18 protein-coding genes, 1 tRNA gene and 1 pseudogene are annotated in these 24,857 nt (G+C 66.1%); 14 read left to right on the forward strand and 6 right to left on the reverse strand.

The genetic code is table 11. The features are described 5' to 3' along the window. Window positions 1–54 precede the first annotated feature (54 nt). The 4 genes from IPL75_18030 to IPL75_18045 are packed head-to-tail and all read right to left on the reverse strand — an operon-like array spanning window position 55 to window position 2,773. Window positions 55–1,473, reverse strand: a complete 1,419-nt coding sequence (locus tag IPL75_18030; protein MBK9242098.1) for a M48 family metalloprotease — start codon at window positions 1,471–1,473, stop codon at window positions 55–57. Between the two features lie 6 nt (window positions 1,474–1,479). Next, the gene (locus IPL75_18035) at window positions 1,480–1,752 is read right to left on the reverse strand and encodes a hypothetical protein (GenBank protein MBK9242099.1); all 273 of its coding nucleotides are present in this window, start codon (window positions 1,750–1,752) and stop codon (window positions 1,480–1,482) included. A gap of 14 nt (window positions 1,753–1,766) precedes the next feature. Next, window positions 1,767–2,147: a hypothetical protein gene (locus tag IPL75_18040; GenBank protein ID MBK9242100.1), complete on the reverse strand. Its 381-nt coding sequence runs from the start codon at window positions 2,145–2,147 to the stop codon at window positions 1,767–1,769. Window positions 2,148–2,164: 17 nt separating this feature from the next. After that, entirely contained in the window at window positions 2,165–2,773 is a 609-nt protein-coding gene (locus tag IPL75_18045) for a hypothetical protein (GenBank protein ID MBK9242101.1), read from the reverse strand. 113 nt (window positions 2,774–2,886) lie between these two features. On the opposite strand from IPL75_18045, the gene IPL75_18050 reads away from it, so the two are divergent. The 8 genes and pseudogenes from IPL75_18050 (at window position 2,887) to IPL75_18085 (ending at window position 15,745) form a co-directional block, all read left to right on the forward strand. Next, window positions 2,887–3,714, forward strand: coding sequence for a hypothetical protein (locus IPL75_18050; protein ID MBK9242102.1), 828 nt, complete (start codon window positions 2,887–2,889; stop codon window positions 3,712–3,714). A 7-nt stretch (window positions 3,715–3,721) separates the two neighbouring features. Then, window positions 3,722–11,879, forward strand: a pseudogene (locus IPL75_18055) (carbohydrate-binding protein). Between the two features lie 89 nt (window positions 11,880–11,968). Then, window positions 11,969–13,663, forward strand: a complete 1,695-nt coding sequence (locus IPL75_18060) for an OmpA family protein (protein MBK9242103.1) — start codon at window positions 11,969–11,971, stop codon at window positions 13,661–13,663. A gap of 26 nt (window positions 13,664–13,689) precedes the next feature. Beyond that, entirely contained in the window at window positions 13,690–14,109 is a 420-nt protein-coding gene (locus tag IPL75_18065; GenBank protein MBK9242104.1) for a hypothetical protein, read from the forward strand. Between the two features lie 7 nt (window positions 14,110–14,116). Beyond that, a complete protein-coding gene (locus tag IPL75_18070; protein MBK9242105.1) occupies window positions 14,117–14,380 on the forward strand; it encodes a hypothetical protein in 264 nt (87 codons plus the stop codon). An 18-nt stretch (window positions 14,381–14,398) separates the two neighbouring features. Then, window positions 14,399–14,821 (forward strand): TraR/DksA C4-type zinc finger protein, encoded by a 423-nt coding sequence (locus IPL75_18075; GenBank protein MBK9242106.1) that lies wholly within the window; start codon window positions 14,399–14,401, stop codon window positions 14,819–14,821. Between the two features lie 33 nt (window positions 14,822–14,854). Continuing rightward, on the forward strand, window positions 14,855–15,010 hold the full coding sequence (locus tag IPL75_18080) for a lmo0937 family membrane protein (protein ID MBK9242107.1): 156 nt from the start codon (window positions 14,855–14,857) through the stop codon (window positions 15,008–15,010). Between the two features lie 60 nt (window positions 15,011–15,070). Next, window positions 15,071–15,745, forward strand: coding sequence for a Crp/Fnr family transcriptional regulator (locus IPL75_18085; protein ID MBK9242108.1), 675 nt, complete (start codon window positions 15,071–15,073; stop codon window positions 15,743–15,745). A gap of 44 nt (window positions 15,746–15,789) precedes the next feature. On the opposite strand, the gene IPL75_18090 is transcribed toward IPL75_18085, so the two are convergent. Next, the gene (locus IPL75_18090) at window positions 15,790–16,161 is read right to left on the reverse strand and encodes a PA2779 family protein (GenBank protein MBK9242109.1); all 372 of its coding nucleotides are present in this window, start codon (window positions 16,159–16,161) and stop codon (window positions 15,790–15,792) included. A gap of 102 nt (window positions 16,162–16,263) precedes the next feature. Here IPL75_18090 and IPL75_18095 point away from each other — a divergent pair, with 102 nt between their 5' ends. The 6 genes from IPL75_18095 to IPL75_18120 all read left to right on the forward strand — a co-directional run bounded on the left by IPL75_18095 (window position 16,264) and on the right by IPL75_18120 (window position 23,277). Next, window positions 16,264–17,268: a hypothetical protein gene (locus IPL75_18095; GenBank protein ID MBK9242110.1), complete on the forward strand. Its 1,005-nt coding sequence runs from the start codon at window positions 16,264–16,266 to the stop codon at window positions 17,266–17,268. Between the two features lie 72 nt (window positions 17,269–17,340). Beyond that, window positions 17,341–18,762: a Smr/MutS family protein gene (locus tag IPL75_18100; protein ID MBK9242111.1), complete on the forward strand. Its 1,422-nt coding sequence runs from the start codon at window positions 17,341–17,343 to the stop codon at window positions 18,760–18,762. Next, window positions 18,762–20,528 (forward strand): DNA primase, encoded by a 1,767-nt coding sequence (locus IPL75_18105; GenBank protein ID MBK9242112.1) that lies wholly within the window; start codon window positions 18,762–18,764, stop codon window positions 20,526–20,528. The genes IPL75_18100 and IPL75_18105 overlap by 1 nt, the downstream gene beginning before the upstream one ends. Window positions 20,529–20,549: 21 nt before the next feature. Continuing rightward, complete coding sequence (gene rpoD, locus IPL75_18110; GenBank protein ID MBK9242113.1) at window positions 20,550–22,241, forward strand: RNA polymerase sigma factor RpoD; 1,692 nt, start codon at window positions 20,550–20,552, stop codon at window positions 22,239–22,241. An 88-nt stretch (window positions 22,242–22,329) separates the two neighbouring features. Next, window positions 22,330–22,402 (forward strand) — tRNA-Ile (locus tag IPL75_18115). A 122-nt stretch (window positions 22,403–22,524) separates the two neighbouring features. Next, the gene (locus tag IPL75_18120; GenBank protein MBK9242114.1) at window positions 22,525–23,277 is read left to right on the forward strand and encodes a hypothetical protein; all 753 of its coding nucleotides are present in this window, start codon (window positions 22,525–22,527) and stop codon (window positions 23,275–23,277) included. Here the strand turns inward: IPL75_18120 and IPL75_18125 are convergent. Further along, entirely contained in the window at window positions 23,217–24,854 is a 1,638-nt protein-coding gene (locus IPL75_18125; protein ID MBK9242115.1) for a GMC family oxidoreductase N-terminal domain-containing protein, read from the reverse strand. The two genes, IPL75_18120 and IPL75_18125, sit on opposite strands and share 61 nt — an antisense overlap. Window positions 24,855–24,857 lie beyond the last annotated feature (3 nt).

Here is a 24,857-nt window from a genome sequence, read left to right on the forward strand (position 1 = left end):
AGGCAACCCATTTTTCGACCGTGGCACCGCTTGGCCCGGCACGGGGCCAGCCGCTTATCGGAGGAAGCGAATCGAACCCACCACCCTGCGGAAGGTGGCGTCATACGACGAGAAGCGGTCCTGCGGCGCGATGCCGAGCGCGTAGAACAGCGTCCCGTCTTCGAGCAGGAGGGAAAAGACCGCGATGCGTTCGTCGTTGTTTGTGTTTGGGTTGGTCCCTGCCGACCGATTGGAGAGCGTAGTGCGAAGCCACTCGCGACCGCCCAGCGACGCGCGCGTGTATCCGGTGTCTCGACGTAAGCTCGGGTTGCTCGAGGCCAACGAGGCGATGAACGCCTCAGTGGCCGCAGCGATGTCACGCGACTCGCCCGCCTGCGCCGAGATGATCATGCCGTGTGTCACCACACCCTGGCCCTGCACCTCGCCGACCGCACCGTCCGGCGCAAACGTCACCGAATCATTCCCGGGCAGTTCGCGCCAGTTCGACGGCACGCTCACACTGAACAAGTCGCCCTGGGTGTACGAGGTGGACGATGTGGCGGGCGCGGCCACGCGGCCCGGATCGAGGGTCCCCCCGGTCGTGCCGCCTCCGCCCGTGCCCCCACCCGATGCTCCGCCGTCGGTTCTGGGCGCGGGCGCCGGCGCCAGCCCGCTCAGCCGGGTGCGCGCCGCCTGATAGGCGCGCGTATCGCGCACCGGGTTTTCGATACGCAGCAACGCGGCCTCCTTGGCGATCGCGTCGGATCGATTACCTGGATCGGGATGGCTGCTCAGCCATTCCGGTCCTCCTGACGAGCCTTGCGACTGGATGATCTTGAACATGCTGGCCATCTCGCGGGGGTCATACCCGGCCGCGGCCATCAGATGTGACCCGAGCAGGTCGGCCTGTCGTTCATACTCGCGGCTGAACTTCAGGAAATGGGTGCCGAGCGCGATTTCCGAGCCCTGCGCGACAACCCCGCCCCACTTGCCGCCGATGATCGACCCCAGCACCGCGCCCGCGAGAGTGCCAATCTCGTACTTGGTGGCCTTCGTGGCCTGCGCCGTGCCGTGCCTGAGCGCGACGTGACTGATCTCGTGGGCCAGCACACTCACGGCTTCGCCCTGGGTGCGCGACTGCGAAATCATGCCCCGGTTGACGAACGAGGGACCGCCGGGCAACGCAAACGCGTTGATCTCACCGGCGTTCACCACCTTGAAGGAATAGCGGAACTCCGAATGCCGGAACTTCGCCGGAATCTTCGCGACCAGTCGTCCGCCGACCGACTCGAGCCAGGACGTCACGTCCGCCTCGCGCAAGATCGGCAGTTGCTGTTCCACCTGGACTGCGGCCTCCCGGCCCAGTTGGACATCCTCGGCTGGCGTGTACTTGTTGTCGGGCGCCACGATCACGGTCTGCGCACCGAGCGCCACAGCGCCGAGCAACAGTGTCAGGCCCACCACCGACATCCGTCGCGAAAGGTGCCACGCCATCAGTCCCTACCGCCTTCCGGAGAGCAGGTGCAGGAGCGCCACAAACAGCGCCCCACCGATGATCGACCAGAGGACAGGAAACGATTCTCCAGCCACTTGCAGCATCATCGGCTCGGCGAGGCCGAGTTGCCCGGCGATCCACGGTCCCACCAGGGCGCCGATGAACCCCACGACGATGGATGTGATGAGACCGCCGCGGGCGCCGCCGGCCAGCGCCTTGCCGACGGCACCGCACACCCAGGCGATGACGAGCAGGATGAGAAGACCTGGGAGTGTGATCGTCATGGCGACGTTTACCTCTTCGCCTTGTGTGACGATTCGAGCAACACGAGACCGGCCGCGATGCCCGGAGGCAGCTTCAGCGCGTCACTGAGCGAACCAAAGTTGAAGCCCTCGCGGACCCGACCCTTGACCGAGACTCGCGCCGTTCGGCGAGGCACACCCACCTCAGACACGATCCACAACTCGCCCGTGCCGTCGTCGATCCGGTAGGCGCCACGGTTGGCCACGGAAAAGCTGTCAACCACTTCGCCAGAGACCTGAACCGTGCGGTTCCGGTAACGGGCCGGGTCGGCCAGGAGTTCGTTGATGGATTTTGTCGAAGCGCAGGCGCCGGTGGCCAGGGCGCCTGCGGCCAGGAGGGTCAGTGCGGCAAGTTTCGCAAGTCGGGACATGTATCGGTTCTCCAAGGTCAGCGGGGGCGCACGTAGTAGGCGATGCCGATGCTGAAATAGTGCCGCGAGTCGTCGTTGAGCGCCAGACCGAACTCCGACACGAAGTCGATATTCGAGTTGACCTTGTACTCAATGCCCGGCACCAGGTGCAGCGTGTTGAAACTGAAGTTAGCGTTGTCGATGGACACCCGGGAAAAGTCCAGGCCGCCGTACAACTCCAGGCGATCGGCGATCTTTCCGCTGGCCAGGCCCGTCAGGTCAAAGCCCTTCGCATTGGCACCGTCGCCGCGGTCCAGATGGAAGCCGCCGATCAGCGACACATTCACCGGCCCGGTGTTCACCAACCAGTATTCCGCGTCGGCACCGAAGAACGTATCGGTGTCGAAGAGGGCCACTTTGGCCTCGACATCGAACCGGCTGCCGAATCCGTACCCGCCGACCAGCGCCACACCGATTTCGTTGTCGGCGTTTCCCTTGCCGAAAACCACGATCGGGTTCGCCATCAGCTTGACGTTGCCCTTGTTGATGGTCTCAGCCGAATTCATGACACCAAAGTCCTGCCCTGCGGCCACAACCGGAAGGATCAGACCACACACCGCTAATGCGGCAACACGAAGAATACGCACGATTCACCTGCCTTGTTGGAGAGAACGACTCATTGACCGTAGCAGATCGACGCAAATGGTCGGTGTCTCGTCTTGCACATCCCTGCGAGATCCGAAGGCCTAGCATGGATGACATGTCCTTCCCTCTTCGATTCACGTCATCAATCGTCTTGTTGTCTTTCGCGGCCGCGTGCGGTCAACCCTCGGCGGTGGACGTAGAGAAGGTCCCGATTGGGGCCGAAGTGGCGGTCACCAAGGAAGACGGCGGCGTTGTGCAGGGCACACTGGCCGAGCGTGACCCGCAAAACGTCAGGGTCAACGTGGGCCGATCGGTGCGGTCGGTGCCCCGTGAGGCGATCGCAGAAGTCCAGGTGGTGACCGAGGCGAAGCCTGTCGTGCTGCCGCCGGCCGCCAGGTACCGGGAATACACCGTGCCCGAAGGCGCCACACTGCATGTGCGGCTGGAGACCAGTGTTGACTCCGGCACCAGCAAAGTTGAAGACACCGTCGAAGGCCGCCTGACGGAGGCGCTGGTCGTGGACGGCATGACCCTGGCGCCGGTGGGAAGCCGGGTCAAGGGTGACGTCACGGCGGTTGAACCGTCCCCCAAAAAGGGCCGTGCCAGTCTCGCGTTCCGTTTCCGTACCCTGACCATCACCGGCCATGACGACCCGTACGCCATCGTCGCGGGCATCAGCCGCGTGGCACCCAGTGAAAAGAAGGACGACATCATCACGATCGGCGCCCCGGCAGCCGTGGGCGCAGTCGTTGGCGGCATCCTCGGCGGCAAGAAGGGCGCCATCATCGGCACGGTCATCGGAGGCGGCGCAGGCACTGCCGTGGTACTGACCACCACGGGCAAGGAGGTCAGCCTGCCCTCCGGCACGGAGGTCACCATGACGCTCAAGGCTCCCGTCGACATTCGAGTGCCCCTCACCATCGAAAAAACGCTGACGCGATAGGCGGCCCGTGACGCCGCCAACGAAATGGCTCCGGCGCGTGCCGGCGGTGGAACCACCGCTGCGCGCCGAGCTGCTGAGCATCGACCGCATTGAGGACCGCGCCAGGGTTCTTGCGGCCGGCCTGCTCCTTGATCCGAATCCACGACGCCGGCCGCGCGATACGTTCCCGCGGTTCGAAGACAACGTGCGCCTGCTGCGCGCCACCTATCGCACGCTGGCCGACGACGTGCGGGCCGGACGATTTGTGGCGCCGGCCGCCGACTGGCTCATCGACAACTTTCCGCTGGTCATCGCCGAGATCACGGAGATTCGCCGGAACCTGCCGCGCCGGTACTCGCGCACGCTGCCGACGGTCGCGACCGGCGAACACGACGGCCAGGCCCGCATGTACGTGCTGGCGCTTGAACTGGTGCGCCACAGCGACAGCCGCCTGGACCGCCAGCAGCTGTTGCAGTTCCTGCACAGTTACCAGCGCATCGCGCCGCTGACCATCGGTGAGCTCTGGGCCTGGCCGAGCATGCTGAAGCTCGTCCTGATTGAAAACCTCCGGCGGCTTGCCGAGGCGCTGATTGTGGATCGCACGGCCAGGCTGGCGGCCGACACCTACGTGTCGCAAATGACCGAGGCCGACGACCCGATCGACGATCTCGTGGCACTGCCGGAGGCGTTCGCCCCGACGTTCATCGTGCAGTTGCTGCATCGGTTCCGTGAGTACGGCCTCCGGATTCCGTCGATGCGCCTCACGCTTGATGACGACCTCGCCCTGCTCCATACAACGGCGGAAGAAACCATCCGCGTCGAACACCAGCGGCAAGGCGTGGCGCAGGTCTCGGTGGCAAATGCCGTCACCAGCCTGCGGCTGTGCGCCTCGATGGATTGGCGGGAATATGTCGAGGCCGTCAGCCTGGTGGAACAAGTCCTGCAGTGCGACCCGGCCAACGTCTACGCCCGGATGGACTTCCTGAGCCGCGACGCCCAGCGACGCGCGATTGAGTCCATGGCGAAGCCGTGCGGCGAAGACCAGCGGCGCGTCGCATGGCGCGCCATCACACTCGCCAGGGAGGCCGCCGCCAGCGGATCCGTGGCTGACGCGGCGGCGCATGTCGGGTACTACCTCGTTGACCGAGGGCGCCCCACACTCGAAGCCGATCTGGGCTACCGGGCTCCGGTCCGGACCCGCGTGCGTCAGCGGTTGGCGCGCCATGCCCCTCTGTTGTTCCTGGGCTCCCTCACAGTCGGCACCGGCCTGCTCGTGGCAGGTGCGGTGGCCTACGCCGCCAGCGCCGGTGGCCCTGCGTGGTGGGTGCTCGCCGCGCTGCTGGTGCTGGTGCCCGCCAGCGACGTCGCGCTGGCCGCGATTCAGCATCTCGTCACGCGCCTGGTCCTGCCCAGGCGGCTGTCACGCCTGGAACTGGCCGACGGCGTGCCCGAGTCCGCCTGCACGATGGTCATCGTGCCGACGCTCCTGACGTCGGTGGCACGCGTCGATGAGCTCATCGATCACATGGAAGTGCTGGCGCTCGGGAATCTCGACCGGTGCATTCACTTCGCGATCCTCAGTGACTTCTCCGACACCACCGCACAGGAGACACCGGGGGACCAGGCCATCCTGGATCGGGCCCGCCTGGGGGTGGAAGGCCTGAACGTGAAGCTCGGCCCCGATCATGCCGATCGGTTTTTCCTCTTCCATCGCGATCGCCAATGGAATGCCGCCGAGCACTCGTGGATGGGCTGGGAGCGCAAGCGCGGCAAGATCGAAGAATTTAATCGCCTGTTGCGCGGTGCCACCGACACCACGTTTTCGACCCAGGTGGGCGCGCTGGACGTGTTGCCCCGGGTCCGCTACTGCATCACGCTTGATTCAGACACCCGCCTGCCGCGCGATGCCGCCAGGGAACTCATCGGCATCATTTCCCATCCGCTGAATCAACCGCGGTTCGATCGCCGGCTTGGCCGCGTGACCCGTGGCTACGGCATCCTGCAGCCGAGGGTGAGCGTGACCATGGCCAGCGCAGCCGGATCGCTCTTTGCGCGCACCTACGCCGGTCACACGGGCGTGGACCCGTACACCACGGCGGTGTCGGACGTGTACCAGGACCTCTTCAGCGAGGGCATCTTCACCGGCAAGGGCCTGTATGACGTGGACGCCTTCGCCGCAGCCCTCGAAGGCCGCGTGCCCGAGAACACGCTGCTCTCGCACGATCTGTTTGAGGGCCTCTACGCGCGAACCGGGCTCGTCACCGACGTCGAAGTGGTCGATGAGTATCCGTCGAGTGTGCTGGCACACGCGCGTCGGCAGCATCGCTGGGTGCGCGGCGACTGGCAGATCCTGGGATGGTTGCTGCCGTGGGTGCGGTCACGCAAGGGCTGGACGCGCAATCACCTGCCGATCATCTCGCGCTGGAAAATTCTCGACAATCTGCGCCGCAGCGTTGTCCCTCCCACCACGCTGATACTGCTGGTGGCCGGATGGACCATCCTGCCGGGCTCGCCTCTAGCCTGGACCGCGATGGCCCTGCTGCCGCTGGTCTTTCCATGCGTGGCCAGCATCCTGGCACTGGTCCGCGGGCCGCGCGCCGGGCAGTCGTGGCACGTCTTCATGCGCACCCGGTCTGACGACGTGGACACGGCCCTCGCGCGCGTCGGCCTGCAAATCGCCTTCCTGGCCCATGACGCGGCCGAGCGCCTGCACGCCATTGTCGTCACCCTGGCGCGGATCGTGATCACGCACCGGCGCCTGCTCGAGTGGGAGACGGCGGCGGACAGCGCGGCTCGCGTCAACACCACGCGCCTGCGCACGTTCACCACCGACATGCGGGCCAGCCCGATGATCGCGTTTGGTGTGTTGATCGCCGTGATGGGCCTGCGGCCTCAGGCCCTGCCGGTAGCCGCCGTCTTTCTGGCGCTCTGGTTTGTCGCGCCGGTGATTGCCTTCCGCCTGAGCCAGCCGACGCCACGGCGTCGCGCCACGCTGCCGCCCGAGGACCGCGAGTACCTGCTGGCCATCGCCCGCAAGACCTGGGGATACTTCGAGACCTTCGTCGGCGACACGGACCAGCACCTGCCGCCCGACAACGTCCAGGTGCAACCGGCAACCACAATCGCGCACCGGACGTCGCCCACCAACATCGGGCTCGGGCTCCTCGCCACGCTCTCCGCCTTCGACCTGAAGTTCATCGATGCGGACACGTGCCTGCGTCGCATCAATGCGACGCTCGATACCGTCGAGCGCCTTCAGCGGTACGAAGGACACCTCCTCAACTGGTACAACACGCAGACGCTGGAGCCCCTGTCGCCCCGGTACGTGTCCACAGTGGACAGCGGCAATCTCGCGGGTTCGCTCGTCACCATCGCCGCAGGACTGCGCGACATCGCGCCCAGCCTTGCGGCCCGCGCGACGGCCTTGTTTGACGCGATGGATTTCCGGTTCCTGTACGACCCGAAGCGCCGGCTCTTCGCCATCGGGTATCGCCTGGCCGATGCGGACCATCCTGGGACGTCTCGACACAGCGTCCTATGACCTGCTGGCGTCTGAAGCGCGGCTGGCCAGCTTCATGGCGATCGCCAAGGGCGATGTGCCCGAAAAGCACTGGTTCCATCTCGGCCGTCCCACCACGAGCCTGCGCGGATCACCGGTGCTGCTCTCGTGGAGCGCGACCCTGTTCGAGTACCTCATGCCCCTGCTGCTGATGCGGTCCTCGCCGGAAACGCTGCTGGACGACTCGTGCCGGCTTGTCGTGCGGCGCCAGCGCGCCTACGCCGATGCCATCGGCGTGCCGTGGGGCATTTCGGAATCCGCCTACAACCTCGTCGATCGACTCGGCCAGTACCAGTACAAGGCGTTCGGTATTCCGGGGCTTGGCATGAAACGCGGGCTCGGCGACGAAGTGGTGGTGGCCCCGTATGCGTCGGCGCTGGCCCTCGCGATTGACCCGATTGCCAGCACCGACAACCTGCGCCGCCTCGGCAGGGACGGCCTCGAGGGCGAGTACGGATTCGTCGACGCCATCGACTACACCAGGCGTGGCGCCGATCGCCCGGACGCCGGCCACCCGGTGACATCCACGGTCGGCGTGGTGGTGCACACGTATATGGCGCACCACCAGGGGATGATCCTGCTCGCGATCACCAACGCGCTCGGGGGCGACCGCATGATCGAGCGCTTCCATTCCGACGCCCGCGTGAAGGCGACCGAACTGCTGCTGCAGGAGCGCGTCCCCCGCGATGCGGCGACGATAGTGCCGCGCCCGAACGAGGAAGTGCGGCCCATCGTCCCGCTCGTCTCGATCCCGGTCCGTCGGTTCCCAACGCCGTTTACCGAGGTCCCCCATACACAGTTCCTGTCGAACGGCCACTACGTCACCTCGATTACCAATGCCGGCGGGGGCGGCAGCGCGTGGAATGGCCTCCCGGTCACTCGATGGGGCCCGGACGCCACGTGCGACGCCGACGGCCAGTTCATCTACCTTCGCGATGTGCGCAGCGACCAGGTCTGGTCAGCTGCCTATCAACCCACTCGCGTCACACCAGAGGACTACTCCGTCACGTTTTCGCCCGACCGTGTCGGCATCCGCAGGCGCGACGACGGATTGTCGACACATCTGGAGATCGCGGTCTCGACCGAAGACGACGTGGAAGTGCGGCGCCTCACCATGCGTAACCACGGCAATCGCATGCGGGAGATCGACGTCACCAGTTATGCGGAGATCGTGCTGACCTCCGCGCAAAACGACCATGCGCACCCGGCCTTTGGCAAACTCTTCGTCGAGACCGAGTACCACGCGAACAGCAGCGCGCTCGTGTGCCACCGGCGCCGCCGTGATCCGCGCGACGCCGAGGCCTGGGCGTTTCACGCCCTGAGTCTCGAAGGCCGTCCGCAGGGGCCGCTGGAGTGGGAAACCGATCGCGCACGGTTCCTGGGCCGCGGCCGCACGCCGCACAATCCGCAGGCGCTCGACGGACGCACGTTGTCGGGCACCACGGGCATTGTGCTGGATCCGATTGTCAGCCTGCGCCAGCGCATCCGGTTGCCACCCGGCGGCACGGCGCGTCTGTGTTACTCCACGGGCATGGCATCCGACCGGGCGACGGTCGAGGCACTGGCCCGCAAGTATCACGACCTCGCCGCCTCCGCCCGGACGTTCACGCTGGCCCGAACACGCGCGGAAAGCGCCCTCGGGCACCTGGGAGTTTCCGGTGACGAGGCGCTGCTCTTTGAGCGACTGGTGTCGCGCGTGCTTGGCACCGACGGATCCATGCGGGCCGATGCGCACGTGATCAGCACAAACACGCTGGGGCAACCCGGGCTCTGGCCACACGCGATTTCGGGAGACTACCCCATCCTGCTCGTCCGCATGGTCGGCGCCGCGAGCGTGACACTCGTGCGTCAGGTGCTGCAGGCTCAGGAGTACTGGCGCCTCAAGGGCCTGATGGCTGATGTCGTGATCATCAACGAACATCCGATCGGCTATCAGGACGACCTGCACGCCGCGCTCACGGCCGTCCTCAACGAAGGCCCGTGGACGACGTGGCAAGCCAAGCCAGGCGGCGCATACCTGCTCCGCTCTGACGGCATGTCAGACGCCGAGCGGGGCGTGCTCGAAGCGGTGGCCAGCGCCGTGCTCCGCGGAGACGACGGCGACCTGCGCACCCAGCTCGACAAGGCGACGCCCGTCACGGCGGCGCCGGTGGCCCTCGTGACGTCGAGACCGGCACAGGAGGTGTTCGCGGACACACCGGTCGAGATCCCGGTGCTCGACCATGCCAATGGGCGCGGCGGTTTTGCCGACAACGACCGCGCCTACGCCATCGTCCTCGAAGGCGACGAAGAGACGCCGATGCCCTGGGCGAACGTGATCGCCAATCCGGGTTTCGGCACGATCGTGACTGCCTCGGGAGCCGCGCAGACCTGGTCGGGGAACAGCCGCGAGAACCGCCTGACACCATTCGCCAACGACCCCGTCAGCGACCCCACCGGCGAAGCGATTTACATCAGGGACGACGAAACCGGAGACGCGTGGACCCCAACGCCCGGCCCCATGATCCGCAGCGCCCGCAGCGGCCGATGTGTCATCACGCACTCAGCGGGCCTGACGCGATTCGCCCGAGCGACGCACGGCATCACCCATGAACTGGATGTGTTCGTCGACGCCGACGACCCGGTGAAGTTCTCACTGCTGACGTTGACCAACACCGGGGATCGAGTGAGGACGCTGAGCGTCATCGCGTACAACGAATGGGTGCTGGGCCCCCCGAGGGAAGGACACCACCTTCAGGTGGTGACCGAACTCGATTCGAAGAATGGTTCGGTCGTCGCCAGGAACGCCTACAACCCCGACTTTGCAAATCATGTCGCGTTCCTGCACGCGAGCGAGCCGGCGGTGTCGGTGACCGGAGATCGCACGTCGTTCATTGGCAGACAGGGACACTTGTCGCGGCCGGCAGCACTGCAGGACGCGACGCTCTCGGGCCGACTGGGCGCCGGGCTGGACCCGTGCGCCGCCGTGCACCTCCGATGCGAGGTGCCGCCCGGGGGGCAATGCCGCCTGGTGTTCCTGCTTGGCGAAGGCGCCGATCTGTCGGAGGCGCGGGCACTGATTACGCGGCACGCCGGTGTGGCCGCGGCCGTCCTGGCTCGCGACCGGGCGCAGGCCTCCTGGAACACGACGCTTTCGACGGTGCAGGTGCGTACGCCGGACGATTCGCTCGACGCCATGCTGAACGGATGGTTGCTGTATCAGGCCATCAGCTGCCGCCTGTGGACGCGGAGCGGCTACTACCAGCCCGGGGGCGCGTACGGCTTTCGCGATCAGCTGCAGGACGTGATGGCGCTGGTATTCGCGCGACCAGACCTGGCGCGCGCGCATCTGCTGCGCGCGGCCGGGCGACAGTTCGTGGAGGGCGACGTCCAGCATTGGTGGCACGAACCCGCCGGACGCGGCATCCGCACGCGGTGTTCCGACGACATGTTGTGGCTGCCCCACGTGGTGGCCGAGTACGTCCGCTGCACGGGCGACACGGGCGTGCTGGACGAACAAGTGCCGTACCTGACGGCCCCGCCTCTGGCGAGCGGCCAGGAGGACATGTACGCGGCGCCCGCAGTGGCGTCCCACCACGGCACGTTGTTCGAACATTGCGTGCGCGCGATTGATCGCGGCCACACCGCCGGGCTCCATGGCCTTCCGTTGTTTGGCAGTGGCGACTGGAACGACGGCATGAACCGGGTGGGCCATGGCGGCAAGGGCGAAAGCACATGGCTGGGATTTTTCCTCCACGGCGTGCTCGTGGACTTTGCGACCCTGTGTGACGCGCGGCACGAGCCCGATCGGGCGCGCCGCTACCGGACCGGCGCCCAACGGCTGTCCTCACAACTGGCACTGACCTGGGATGGCGAGTGGTATCGACGCGGGTATTACGATGACGGCTCGCCGCTCGGCTCGGCGCAGAACGACGAATGCCGCGTGGATTCGATCGCGCAGTCGTGGGCCGTGCTCTCGGGCGCCGTCCCGCTGCGGTATGCCGAGCGCGCGATGGACGCCGTCCGCGCGCACCTCATCGCACGCGGCCCCAAGCTGGTCTTGCTCTTCGAGCCGCCCTTTGACACCTCCGCCCAGGACCCCGGCTACATCAAGGGCTACCCGCCTGGTGTGCGGGAAAACGGCGGGCAGTATACGCACGCCGCTATCTGGGTGGTGATGGCTCTGGCGAAACTCGGATGTGGAGACGAAGCAGCGGAGCTGTTCCACATGCTCAACCCCATCAACCACTCCCGTACTGCGGCCGAGGTCACCCGCTACAAGGCGGAACCTTATGTGGTGGCTGGTGACGTCTACGGCCGGGCGCCGCACGCGGGCCGCGGCGGCTGGAGCTGGTATACCGGGTCGGCGGCGTGGTTGTACCGCGCGGGCATCGAAAGCATGCTGGGGCTGCGGCGGCGAGGCGGCGTCTTCATGGTGGACCCGTGCATCCCTGCGTCGTGGCCTGAATACACCATCACGTGGACGCTGCCCGGCGCGACCTACGTCATCGTCGTCCTCAACCCGGACAAACACAGTCGAGGTGTGCTGAACGCGACACTCGACGACCAGCCGGTGGACGCGAGCGCGATTCCAATCCTCCAGGATGGCCTCACGCACCACGTTCGAGTCGTCCTCGGACGTTCGTAACACCTGTACCCAAGTGTACAGCCGAGCGATAGCGCGCCCCCCTAGGATGAATGCGCGGACTGTCTCGTCCGCCTTGAAAGGATTTGCTCATGCGCCGGATGTTGTTCGCTCTCCTCTTGCTGCTGGCCTCGATTACGAGCGCGGCCGCCCAAACGGCGACGGCGCAGTCGCAGGACGCCAGACCCGTCTCCGACACGCGCCCTGCCACCGTCTCGGTGAGTGGCGACACCGGCCTCTGGTTCCTGCCCACGGCGGAGATCCTGCCTCACGGCAAGTGGTCGCTCAGCCTGTATCGCGCCAACGCCGACTTCGGTCAGGGCTTCACCGACGTGTCGAACTTCCCGCTCTCGTTCGCCGTTGGCGTCCGTGACCGCGTGGAAGTGTTCGGCAGCTGGACGACGCTCACCCGGATCGACCGCGATGCCCGGCCCCTGTTCTTCGCTCCGGCGGATCCCGGATCGGGCGGGGGCATCACGAACGACAACCCGCTCGTGCGACAGCAGTGGACCGGATCGAGCCGGGGCGACCTGCGCGTGGGCGCCAAAATCAACCTGATGTCGCAGGCCGACAACCGGCCAATGGCGTTGGCGGTCAGGGGCAGCGTGAAGTTGCCCATGGGCAATGAAGACACGGGCGCGTCGAGCGGCAAGGCCGACTACACCGTGGACCTCGTCGCCAGCGGCGAGGCGCGTCTGGTGGAACTGACGGCCACGGCCGGCCTGATCATGCGCGGCGATCCCGATGGGTTCGAGCTGAGCAACGGCATCCGCTGGGGCATCGGCGCCGCGGTGTTCAGCCGCTCGCCCATTCGCCTGACCGCAGAACTGCACGGAGAGCGGTATGGCGACAGTGTCCTGACGGCCCCCGCAGGGTTCGTGGCCGAGGATGGATCGATTGCGCCGATTAGTTCGACGGTCAAGAATCCGATGTACGCGGCCCTGGGCCTCACGTGGCAGTCTTCCAGCGGGTTCTTTGCCGGCGGCGGATTGAACTGGTCCAGCGCGGTTGAGGATCGGATCGTTGGCAACAACGGCTTCCGCGACAAGCTCGGCATCCAGGCGCGCATTGGCTACCACCCTGGTGTTCGCAAGTACACGGCGATCGCGCCACCGCCGCCCGTCGAAGCGGCAGCCATCGTGATGGCCCCCGCCGCAGCGCCGGTGAATCGGCCGCCCACCGTTCGCGCCACCTGCGACCCCTGCACCGTGGAAGTGGGCAAGACGTCAACCATCACCGGCATTGGCGCGGATCCCGATGGTGACGCGCTGACCTATCGCTGGGTCACCAATGCAGGTTCGCTGGCGAACCCGGCCTCGGCGCAGACGATTTGGACGGCACCGATGGTCGTCGGGCCCGTGCCGATGACCGTCACCGTGACGGACCCGGGCGGACTCACGGCCAGCGCGGACGTGACCGTGCAGGTCGTCCGGCCGGCCGTCAAGGAATACACCTTCGAGGACGTGCACTTCGACTACGACAAGAACATGCTGCGTCCCGACGCCCTGGCCGTGCTTGACGGCGCCATCACCGCGATGAAGGAATCGCCCGAACTGAAACTGCAGGTGGAAGGCCACACGTGCAACATCGGCACGTCGGAATACAACATGGCCCTCGCCAACCGTCGCGCTGAAGCGGTGCGCGACTATCTCGTCTCGCGCGGCGTGAGCGGCGACCGCCTCACCGTGGTCAGTTTTGGTGAAGAGCGTCCCAGGCACGACAACGAACGTGAAGAGACTCGCCGGCTCAACCGCCGCGCAGCCCTTGTCGTGTCGGTGGTGCGTTAACCATGTCTCACTACAGGAGCACTCAGATGCGTCTACTTAACACGATTGCGGCCGGGGTGATTGCGCTTGGCGCAGGGAGCGTGTGGGCGCAGACCACGTCCACGGCGACGCTGGGCACCGTGCGTCTCACGCATGCGGTGAAGGCCGACGGGCAGGCCCTGCCCGCCGGCACCTATCAGGTCAGGCTCAGCACAGCGAGCGTCACGCCGGTGGTGGGCCAGGGGCCCGAGGCCGAACGTTGGGTGGAGTTCGTCAAGGGGGGCACCGTCGCGGGCCGTGAGCTGGCAAGCGTGGTGTCCGCCGAGGACATGCGCACGATGGCCAAGATGCCACGCAAGACCGCCGCGGTGCGTGTGGAGCCGCTCAAGGGCGGCGACTACTTGCGCGTGTGGCTGGTGCACGGCGGCAATCACTACCTGATCAACCTGCCGACCGGTGGAAAGTAGGGACGCGATGTTTGATGACGCGGAACGCGCCCGGGAGACCGCCGAACATACCCGGCAGGACCGGGAGCGATTGAGGGAGTTGGCGGAACTCGCGCGCACGGCCGGTGAGGGGGCGCGGGTGTCTGCTGAGGCGGCGCGCCACGCCACGGTAGAGGCCGTTCGCGCGACCGCCGAAACCCTCAAGGTCACGCTTGAGCACATGAAGGTGGTCGAGGAAATGCGGCGAACACTGCACGAAATCCAGGCCGTGAACAAACGCGACAGCCACTGACCGCAGGGAGATTCCGACATGACCATGACGAAGATTCGATCTGCGGCGTTGCGACAGATGCTCCTGGACCACAGACGTGAGCGACAGGTGGAAGTGGAAGGCCGTGTCCGTGAGGGCCGGGCCCCGCGTGCGCGCGACGTGGGCGACTCACTCGACACGTCGGATGCCGACATCCAGAACAGTCTGGAATTCGCGTTGCTCCAGATGCGGGCTGCCACGCTGGCCAAAATCGAGGAGGCGCTCGTACGGCTCGACTCGGGCCACTACGGCACCTGCGCTGACTGCGGGGATGACATCGCGGAACGGCGCCTTCGGGCGTTGCCGTTTGCGGTGCGCTGCCACGACTGCGAAGACCAGCGGGAAACCGAACATGCCCCGACCGCACACGCCGCCCAGCACCGCGGCCGGACCACACTCTTCCCCGACAGCGCGGGGACGTAGAACCGATTCACTCGTCACTCAAAGGAGACCGCTATGCTCTCGACCATCGTCATCGTCCTTCTCGTCCTCTGGCTCCTCGGCGCGTTCGTGGTACCCGTGGGAGGCTCCCTGATTCACCTCCTGCTGGTGATCGCGGTGATCGTCATCTTGATCCGCGTCATCCAGGGCCGCGACCCCCTGCGCGGCTGACCGGCACAAGGCCTGCCCCCTCAGCACCCCCCGAGTGCCATAATGCGCGCGGGAGGACACATGGCGCGCAAACAGAAGGCCGTCGTCGGCTCGGCCACGCTTGCGGGCTTTGCTGTTGAACCGTACCTCGCCGCCGCTGGCGGGATACGGAAGGTCATCCAGGTCAAGAAGGGACAGGTCATCTTTTCCCAGGGCGACTCGGCCGCGGATGTCCGCTACCTCCAAAAAGGGGTGGTCAAAGTCTCGGTCCTTTCGCACATCGGCAAAGAAGCGGTTGTGGCGATGCTGACCGAGGGCGACTTCTTTGGTGAAGGCATCATGGCCGGCCAGTCGGTGCGCATGGCCACCGCCACCGCAGCGACCGCGTGTTCGGTGATGATCCTCGACAAGGCGACAATGGACCGCCTGCTGCTTGAGGAGCCCACGTTTGGCGCGAGATTCCTGGCGCACATGTTGTCCAGGAATATCCGCATTGAGGCGGATCTGGTGGACCAGCTCTTTAATTCGAGCGAGAAGCGGCTGGCGCGCACGCTGCTGCTGCTGGCACGGTATGGGCAGGTCCACCCGACCCACACCGTGCCACGGGTGTCTCAGGAGACGCTGGCCGAAATGATCGGCACCACCCGATCGCGCGTGAACTTCTTCATGAACAAGTTCCGCAAGCTCGGCCTCATCGAGTACAACGGCACGCTCAAGATCAAACCCTCGCTGATCAGCGTCGTCCTGCACGACTGACCGGTCGCGGGGTCGACTCAGTCCTGTCCGGCCAGGGGCCGGCTTCAGTCAATGAGCAGGAGCACGATAATGAGGATGAGCAGCGCCGTGGTGGTGGAAATCACGATGGTGCTGGCGCCACCAGCCAGTTGCGTGGAGAGTTCACGCGCCGGTCCCGCCAACTGATCAAGTTCCGTATCCGACAGCGTGCTGATCGCGCTGTCCGCGCGCGTGACGCTCAGGCCAAGCCGAGCCGCAACGGCGCGCACCTGCGAATCCTTCAGCACGGTGCGAAGGGTCTCGCGCGTCTGCTGCCGGGCCGCGGCACTCTGGGCCACAGCCTGACGCATGTCGGAAGGCGTGACGACGTGACGCTGCTGCGCCAGCGCCGGGGAACTCACCAACAATGTGGACAGGAACAGACAAATAACAGACACGGACCGAAATCGCATACACACCTCGCAAAAAACGTTTAGAGCTGGCCCCGGCCAGCAGGCAAGAGAATATAGCGTGACGTGCGATAATTGAAGGCTCCCCGGGTGACCGGGGCCCCTACCATGCAACCCGCTGTCCTGAAGGCGCTGGAGTTCGACCGTATTCGCGAGGCGCTGGCGCGCGAGACGCTGACGCCCCTCGGCCGCGCTCGCGCCCTGTCGCTCGAGCCCTCCACGGACGCCGGCCAGGTGCGGCATCGGCTTGACGCCACGTCTGAGGCCGTGGCGCTCATCACGACGGGCAACGGCATGGACATCTCCGCGCCCGAGGGCCTGCTCGATCTCCTGGACGCCCTGCAGGTGGGCGGACAACCACTCGAACCCCTGGGCCTGATCGGTCTGGCCGACTTCGTCGATTCGGTGGACCGCGTGTGTGGTGTCATACGGCGCGCCCGCAGCACCGCGCCACTGCTCGCCGGCGTGGCGGCATCAGCCGCCTCGTTCGCCGACGAGGCCACCGCCACGCGGCGTGCCATCGCGCCAACCGGCGATGTCACCGACAACGCGAGCCCTGCCCTGCGCGCCATTCGCGACTCGCTGCGCCGGCAACGCGCGCAGTTGCGCACCACGCTTGAGCGACTGACGCGCGGCCGCGACACAGCCAAGTACCTGCAGGACCAGATCGTCGCCGACCGCGGCGGACGCTACGTGCTCGTGGTTCGAACCGAACACCAGGGGGCCATCCCCGGCATCGTCCACGGCAGTTCCTCCAGTGGCGCGAGCCTCTACCTGGAACCGATTGCGACGGTGCAGACCAACAACGAAATTGTCGCGCTGGCCGACCGGGAAAAGGCGGAGGTCTACCGGATCCTGCTCGAACTCACGGATGGATATCGATCGCGTGCCGATGAACTCGACGCCACGTTGCACGTGGCCAGCGAGCTGGACTTGTTGCAGGCCAAGGCGCGCCTCGCCGCGCGCATGCGCGCCATCGCGCCGGCCCTCGCCACCGACGGCCGCCTCGAACTCCGCGGCGCGCGCCACCCGCTGCTTGGGCGGGCCCCCCACCTAAAACGACCTCAGAGGTCGTTTTTTTTCCCCCTCTCATAAAAAAAACGACCTCAGAGGTCGTTTTCCGTCGTCGCCAACGACATCCTGATCACTCCGCCGGTCAGGGCGCTCGTGATCTCGGGCCCCAACACCGGCGGCAAGACCGTGGCCCTCAAGGCCGCGGGGCTCCTGCCGCTGATGGCGCAGGCCGGGCTCCATATCCCGGTGGACCCGGGCAGTACGCTGACGCCGTTCGCATCGATCTTCGCCGACATCGGCGACGACCAATCCATCGCCGCCAGCCTCTCCACCTTCTCCGCCCGCATCGCACACATCGTGGAAATGGAACGCGCCCTGGTGCTGCCCGCGCTCGTGCTGCTCGACGAGGTCGGTGGCGGCACTGACCCCGTGGAAGGTGGCGCCCTGGGCGCCGCGGTCATCGAACACTTCCGCCAGCGCGGCGCCACCCTCGTGGCGACGACGCATGATGATGCGCTGAAGTCGTACGCGGCGACGACGGACGGCATTGTGGCGGCCGCGATGGGGTTTGTGCCCGAGACGTACGCGCCGACATTCCGGCTCGTGTACGGCGCGCCGGGACGGAGCCTTGCGCTGGAAATTGCTGAACGCCTCGGGATGCCCGCGTCCGTGATCGCGGCCGCGCGCAGCAGGCGCTCGAATCGCGAGAGCCAGTTGGTGGCGCACCTCGCGCGCGTCGATCAGGAACTGGCGGCGCTGGACCAGGAACGCCAGACGGTGGCCCATGAGCGTCAGCGTGTGGCCGAGGAACGACAGGCGCTGACATCGCGCGAATCCCAGGTGACCGAACGCGAGGCAGTGCTGCGCAAGCGCCTGGATGACCGCGTCAACGAAAAGCTGCGCGAGGCCCGCGCCGAGATCGATCGCGTGGTGGCGCAGGTCAAGACCAAGGCGCAGACGCTGGTGCACTCCGCCGAGCAGCGAGGCGCCGCCGGCACCGCGCCCGTATCGACGGGTGAGATCGGCCAACTGCGCGTGCAGGGACGATCCGCACTTGAGTCGCTCGCCAAGGCCGGCGACGCGTCTGAGGCGAGTGACGCGAGTCCTGCGCTCTCCACCGTACCGGCGGCGGGCGACCGCGTGTTCGTCCCCGCCTTCGGTGCGAATGGCGTGGTGACGGGCGTGTCGGGCAAACTCGCCGAGGTGGACATTCGCGGCAAGCGAATGAAGGTGGCGTGGCGCGGCCTGCGCCAGGCAAGTAAGTCGGCCACACCCGAGACACCGGCCACCGGCGGTGTGCGCACGCCAGCGCCGTCAGATATGGTGAGCGCGGTGCGCGAGCTCATGATCATCGGCAAGACCGTGGACCAGGCCACCGACGCGGCTGAAAAGTTCCTGGACGCGGCGCTGCTCAGCGATACCCGGCGGCTTCGCGTGGTACACGGACACGGTACCGGGCGGCTGCGCGAGGCGATGGCGAAGTTCTTTCGCGAGCACCCGTTGGTGGCCAGCGTCGGCCCTGCCCCTGATAACGAAGGTGGGGCGGGCGCGACCATTGTGGAGTTGAAGGACTGATGGCCCTGTTTCCACAGACCTTCCTTGACGACCTCAAGGCCCAAACCGACATCGTTGCCATCATTGGCGACGTGACGCCGCTCAAGAAGGCCGGCGCCAGCTGGAAGGGCCTGTGCCCGTTCCACACCGAAAAATCGCCCTCCTTCACCGTCAGCCAGGACAAGGGCTTCTTCAAGTGTTTTGGCTGCGACGCCAAGGGCGACGTGGTGAAGTTCGTGGAGCTGCACCAGAAAATCACCTTCCCTGAAGCCATCCGGTACCTGGCCCAGCGGGCCAGCATGACCATCCCTGAGGTTGTGGACGGGCAGGAAGACCGGGTGGCGTCTGCCGAGCGCGAGGCGCTCGTCAAACTGCACGAAGACGCGCAGGTTTTTTACCTGGAACAGCTGGCCGGACCGGCCGGCGTGCGGGCGCGGCGGGAGCTCGAAACCCGCGGCCTGACCGAAGCCACGATCGGGATGTTTGGGTATGGATATGCCCCGGCGGCAGGGCGCGACACGCTCCACAGCCTGTTTGCGGGCAGAAAAGTGCCCCTGGGCCTGCAAATCAAGACCGGGCTGGTCATGGAGCGAGACGACGGCCGGGTGGCGGACAGGTTCAGGCACCGGCTGATGATTCCGATTCGCCGGGATACTGGGGCGCTGATTGGTTTTGGCGGGCGGGCCCTGGATGATGGGCAAGTGCCCAAGTACCTGAATTCGCCGGAAACGCCAATTTATACAAAAGGTCGGACTTTGTACGGGTTGGACGTGACGAAAGGGGCCATTCGGAAGCACAATTACTGTGTGCTCGTCGAAGGCTACTTCGACTTGGCTCAGGTCTGGCAGGCTGGAATGACTCCGGTTGTGGCCTCGAGCGGCACGGCGTTGACGGTGTCCCAGGCCAAGCTGCTGAAACGGTTTGCCGGGAAAATCGTCCTTAGTTTTGATCCGGACGCGGCTGGTCAGGGGGCAGCGGTGCGGTCTTCCGAGCTCCTCGTGGCTGAAGGGTTCCAGGTCAATGTGGCCCTGCTGCCGGAAGGCAGCGACCCCGATACGTACATCCGGAAGGCCGGTGGGCGCGCGTATACCGAGCGCCTGAAGGCGTCGCGGCCGTATCTGGAGTTTCTGCTGGATCGCGCGGCCGAGCGGCTCGACTTGAACCGGCCCGAGGGCCGCCGGATGTTCATCGGGCAGATGTTGTCGGTGGCCGCGACCATTCCCGACGCGGCGGCGCGCGATCAGTTCGCGGATCGGCTGGCGCACAAGGCGCGCATCACCGAAGCCGTGGTGCGGGATGAAATCCGGAAAGCCGCGGCGCAGCGGAAGACCGAAGCGCCGGCCATCGCGGTTCCGGTCACGGTGCGGTTGCTGGCCGCGGAGCAGGGGTTGTTGTGGACGCTGGTGCATCAGCCGGTGGAAGGGCTTGCGGCGCTGGCGCACCTCGAGCCCGGCGATTTGGATGGCCTGATGTCGGCGCCGGTGTTCCTGATGGCGCAGAGTTTGGCCGAGATGCCGGCCGACGTGCTGCCTGATCTGCTGCAGGAGCGGCTGAACGAGGGCGAGCGGGCGTTGCTGGCGCGCGCGGCGTCCACCGAAGCGGCGGCGCCGCCGACCGAGTGTGTGAACGCCCTGAAGCGGCGGCGATTGGAACGGGAACGGTCCGAGGTGCAGGAACAGATCGATCGCCTGCAGGCATCATCGGGCACAGGAAACAACCCGCAGTTTGCGGAACTGTGGGCACGGAAGTTGGAGCTGCTGCAGCGGCTCGAGAGTTTGAACGGTTAACGCGACGCCAGGAGAGATACCTTGTCCATTGAGGAAAAGTACGACGAAATCAAAGCGCTCATTGCCATGGGCAAAGAGAAGGGCTACCTGCTCTATGAGGAAATCAACGAGCTGTTGCCCGCCGATGTGACGTCGGCTGAAGAACTCGACGACCTGTTCAGCGCTTTTGGCGCGGCCGGCATCGAGATTGTGGATTCTGAAAAGACGTACCGCGACGAAAAGGTCGGCGGCGAGGAGACCGAGGGCGGCGGCAGCGAGCTGGACCTGACGCCCGGCGCACTCGACAAGACCAACGACCCGGTGCGCATGTACCTGCGCGAGATGGGCACGGTGCCGCTGCTGACCCGCGAGGGTGAAGTGGCGATCGCCAAACGGATCGAACGCGGCAAGCTCACGGTCATCAAGCTCATTTCCCGCACCTCCAAGGTGACGCAGGAAGTGGTGGAGATGGGCGAGCAGCTCAAGCGAGGCGAACGCACCATCCGCGAGCTGGTGGTCTTCAACGAAGAAGAAATCACGGACGAAAAACTTGAACGCCGGCGCAAGCAGCTTGAGAAGCAGCTGGATGCCGTGCGCCTGGCGCAGGAGAACGCGGTCAAGGTTGAGGAAAAGGTCGGCGACGTTCCCAAGGCCGAGAAGCGGAAGTACCGCAAGGCCCGCTGGAAGATTCTGCGCGCCAAGGTGGCCACGTCACGCGCCATCCGCAAGATCGAGTTCACCGAGCTGGTCAAACGCCGGCTGATCGAAGGCCTGAAGTCGGCCGTCGAAGACATCCAGTGGAAGCAGAAGGAAGTCCGGCAGATCGATCAGAAGCTGGAACCCAAGGGCAAGCAGAAGAAGCTGCGCGAGGAAGAAAAGAAGATCCTGCTCAAGCACAAGGAAGAGCTGCGCAAGGAAATCAAGGTCATGGCGCTGAAGCTTGAACAGCCCACCGATGACCTCACGCTCATGCTGCGCACCATCCTCGAGGGCGAAGCGCAGGCTGAGCAGGCGAAGAAGGAACTCGTCGAAGCGAACCTGCGCCTCGTGGTGTCCATCGCGAAGAAATACACCAACCGCGGCCTGCAGTTCCTGGACCTCATCCAGGAAGGCAACATCGGCCTGATGAAGGCCGTGGACAAGTTCGAGTACCGGCGCGGCTACAAGTTCTCCACGTACGCCACGTGGTGGATCCGGCAGGCGATCACGCGTGCCATTGCCGACCAGGCGCGCACCATCCGCATCCCGGTGCACATGATCGAGACCATCAACAAGCTCATCCGCACGTCGCGGGCGCTGGTGCAGGAGTTGGGCCGCGAGCCGACCTCGGAAGAGATCGCGCAGCGCATGGACATCCCGGTGTCGAAGGTCCGCAAGGTCCTGAAGATTGCGCAGGAACCCATCTCGCTCGAAACGCCGATTGGTGAAGAGGAAGATTCGCATCTGGGCGACTTCATCCCCGACACCAACGTGTTGTCTCCGGCCGAGTCGGTGATCAACCTCAACCTGAAGGAGCAGACCGACTCCGTGCTGCGCACCCTGACACCGCGCGAAGAGCGGGTCATCAAGATGCGCTTCGGCGTCGGCGAAGGCTCAGAACACACACTCGAAGAAGTCGGCCAGAGCTTCGCAGTCACGCGTGAGAGGATTCGGCAGATCGAAGCGAAAGCGCTTCGGAAGCTGCGCCACCCTTCGCGGAGCCGAAGGCTGAAGCCATTTCTCGAGGGTCGTTAGCCTCGGGCGCGGCGGTGTCCGAGACACTAAGCCATTTCCGGCACATTTCGCCATTTGTGGCATTTCGGCCATTTCGCCATTTGAATGTGGGCCCTTAGCTCAATGGTTAGAGCGGCCGGCTCATAACCGGTTGGTTCCAGGTTCGAGTCCTGGAGGGCCCACTTAGGAATGGCGAAATGGGCGAAATGCCACAAATGGCGAAATGCGCCGGAAGGGGCGAAATGCCACAAATGGCGAAATGGGCCGGAAGTGGCGAAATGTCGGGGAGGTAAGATAGTCGTTCATGCTTGAGGCCCTCACTTCCCTGATTGCGCTGCAGGCGCTCGATACGGCCGCCGATGCGGCGCGCAGGCGAATCAACGACATGCCCGCCGCGGAACGGGCTCTTGATACGGCGGTGGCCGCCGCCAAGGCCCTGGTGGACGAGGCCAGGGCAAAGGTCGAAGCAAACGCCGCGGCACGCCGCACACTCGAAAAAGACGTGGCCACCATCGACGGGCGCATGGCCAAGTTCGAGGAACACAAAGCCGCCGTCAAAACCAACCAGGAATTCCAGGCGCTGAACCACGAAATCGAAGTGGCCCAGACCACCAAGTCCACGCTTGAGGATCAGATTCTCGCGTTGATGGACGAGGCTGATGCGTTCAACAGTGCCTTGAAAGATGCCGAGGGCGTGCTCGCCGATCGGCGCCGCGCCGCAGACGCCGAACGCGCCGCAATGAACGTGGACCGCAAGGCCCTGGACGCTGAACTGGCGCAACTAGCGAGCCAGCGCGCTGCCGCGACGCCCGCCGTGCCGGCCGCGATGCTGGCGAAGTACGATCAGATCCTCAAGAGCCGCAAAGGCCTGGCCGTGGCCGCAATGGTGGCCGGGCACTGCACCGCGTGTCACGTGCGGTTGCGTCCCCACGTTGAGCAGCAGGTGCGTCGCAACGACAGCATCCTGCCGTGCGACAGCTGCCAGCGCATCCTCTACTACGTGGCCCCGCCGGCAACCGACGTGCCGGCCGACCCCGCGCCGCCCGCAACCATCTGACGACGGGCCGGCCGAGCGGCGATCAGATCTGCCGCGCGCTCGGCGATGGCCATCACGGCCGCCTGTGCGTGTCCAGCCACGGTGGTCGGCATCACCGACGCATCGGCCACGCGCAATCCGCTGACACCGATCACACGTAACTCCGTATCCACCACCGCATCGGGATCCATCCCAAGCCGGCACGTGCCCACCGGATGAAACGCCGTGTCGGCATGGTCGCGCAGGTATTCACCGACGTCGCCCGCGCCGGGCTGCATCTCATCACCCACGCCGGCGCGCCGGCATGGCTGGCTGTCGCCGATGGCGCGCGCAAGGGCGATGCCGCGTGCCAGAATCGCCGCGTCCTGGGGCGCCGACAAATACCCCGGGTCCACGGCCACAGGGCTCTCGGGGTCGCGCGACGTGAGCGTCAATCGCCCCTGACTTCGCGGATCGATGAGGCCAACCTCGAAGTCCACCGCAGCCCGATGCCCCTGGCTGGGCGCCCTCCAGTGCGGAATGATCCGCACTTGTGGCACCGCGGCATCGGCGTCGAGTCGTACGATCGCGGCGGCGTCGCACACATTCGAGGTCAGCAGGCCGCGCCGTGCGAGCGCGTACTCCACACCGGCGCGCGCAAGCCGACCGGGACTGGTCGGGTTGGCGCCGCCAAACGCACGTAACACCGGCACGCGCACATGGTCCTGCAGATTGGCGCCCACCGAGGGCCGATCGGCCACCACGGGAATGTCGAGCCGCCCAAGCGCGTCAGCGGCCCCGATGCCCGACAGCAGCAGGATCTGCGCCGAACGCAGCGTGCCCGCACACAGAACCACTTCCTGCCGCGCGCGGATAAACACGGTCGCACCGCCGACGCGGGCCTCGACGCCGGTGGCGCGGTCGCGCTCAAACGTCAGGCGCGTCACCGACGTTCGCAGGTGCACCGACACCCGGGGGCCGCCCGGCGTGCGCTCGAGATACTCCGCGGCACTCGATCGCCGGCCCGCGCGCTGCGTCAACTGGCAGTACCCGGCGCCCTCGGGCTGGGCCCCGCTGAAGTCGTCGGTGGCCGGAATGCCCACCTCGTGGCAGCCGGCGACAAACGCGCCGGCGAGTTCGATCAGGTGCCGCGATTCTGAGACGGCAACGGGCCCGTCCACGCCGTGCCACTGCGAGAGGCCCCGCTCACGATCTTCGGCGCGTTTGAAGTACGGCAGAAGGGCCTCGTACGTCCACATGGGCCCCGCCACGTTGGACCACCGGTCGTAACTGGCCCGGTGGCCCCGGTTGTAGATCATCGCGTTGACCGCTGAACTGCCACCGATCAAACGTCCCGCCGGCCAGTTCACTCGTCTGCCACCGAGCGCCGGCTGGGGCACCGTCAGATCCTGGAAACAGTAACGCCGCGGGAATTTCAACCACGCCCATAACCCGAGCAGCGGCACATCGAGGACGCGACGAGGCGGGCCTCCAGCCTCGAGCAGCGCCACCGAGACGTCCGGATCTTCCGCCAGGCGCGCCGCGAGCACGCAACCGGCCGTGCCCCCGCCCACCACAACATAGTCAAAGACCCTGGCGGCATTGCTGACGATCGGCACAGC

The sequence above is a fragment of the Acidobacteriota bacterium genome, from assembly GCA_016716905.1.
Lineage (GTDB): Bacteria > Acidobacteriota > Vicinamibacteria > Vicinamibacterales > SCN-69-37 > SYFT01.

Bases quoted from the DNA above. Each gene is read 5' to 3' on its own strand.
- IPL75_18080 (MBK9242107.1), top strand. From the start codon at position 14,855: ATGCTCTCGACCATCGTCATCGTCCTTCTCGTCCTCTGGCTCCTCGGC.
- IPL75_18030 (MBK9242098.1), bottom strand. From the start codon at position 1,473: ATGGCGTGGCACCTTTCGCGACGGATGTCGGTGGTGGGCCTGACACTG.
- IPL75_18060 (MBK9242103.1), top strand. From the start codon at position 11,969: ATGCGCCGGATGTTGTTCGCTCTCCTCTTGCTGCTGGCCTCGATTACG.
- IPL75_18075 (MBK9242106.1), top strand. From the start codon at position 14,399: ATGACCATGACGAAGATTCGATCTGCGGCGTTGCGACAGATGCTCCTG.
- IPL75_18050 (MBK9242102.1), top strand. From the start codon at position 2,887: ATGTCCTTCCCTCTTCGATTCACGTCATCAATCGTCTTGTTGTCTTTC.
- IPL75_18085 (MBK9242108.1), top strand. From the start codon at position 15,071: ATGGCGCGCAAACAGAAGGCCGTCGTCGGCTCGGCCACGCTTGCGGGC.
- IPL75_18040 (MBK9242100.1), bottom strand. From the start codon at position 2,147: ATGTCCCGACTTGCGAAACTTGCCGCACTGACCCTCCTGGCCGCAGGC.
- IPL75_18120 (MBK9242114.1), top strand. From the start codon at position 22,525: ATGCTTGAGGCCCTCACTTCCCTGATTGCGCTGCAGGCGCTCGATACG.
- IPL75_18105 (MBK9242112.1), top strand. From the start codon at position 18,762: ATGGCCCTGTTTCCACAGACCTTCCTTGACGACCTCAAGGCCCAAACC.
- IPL75_18065 (MBK9242104.1), top strand. From the start codon at position 13,690: ATGCGTCTACTTAACACGATTGCGGCCGGGGTGATTGCGCTTGGCGCA.
- IPL75_18070 (MBK9242105.1), top strand. From the start codon at position 14,117: ATGTTTGATGACGCGGAACGCGCCCGGGAGACCGCCGAACATACCCGG.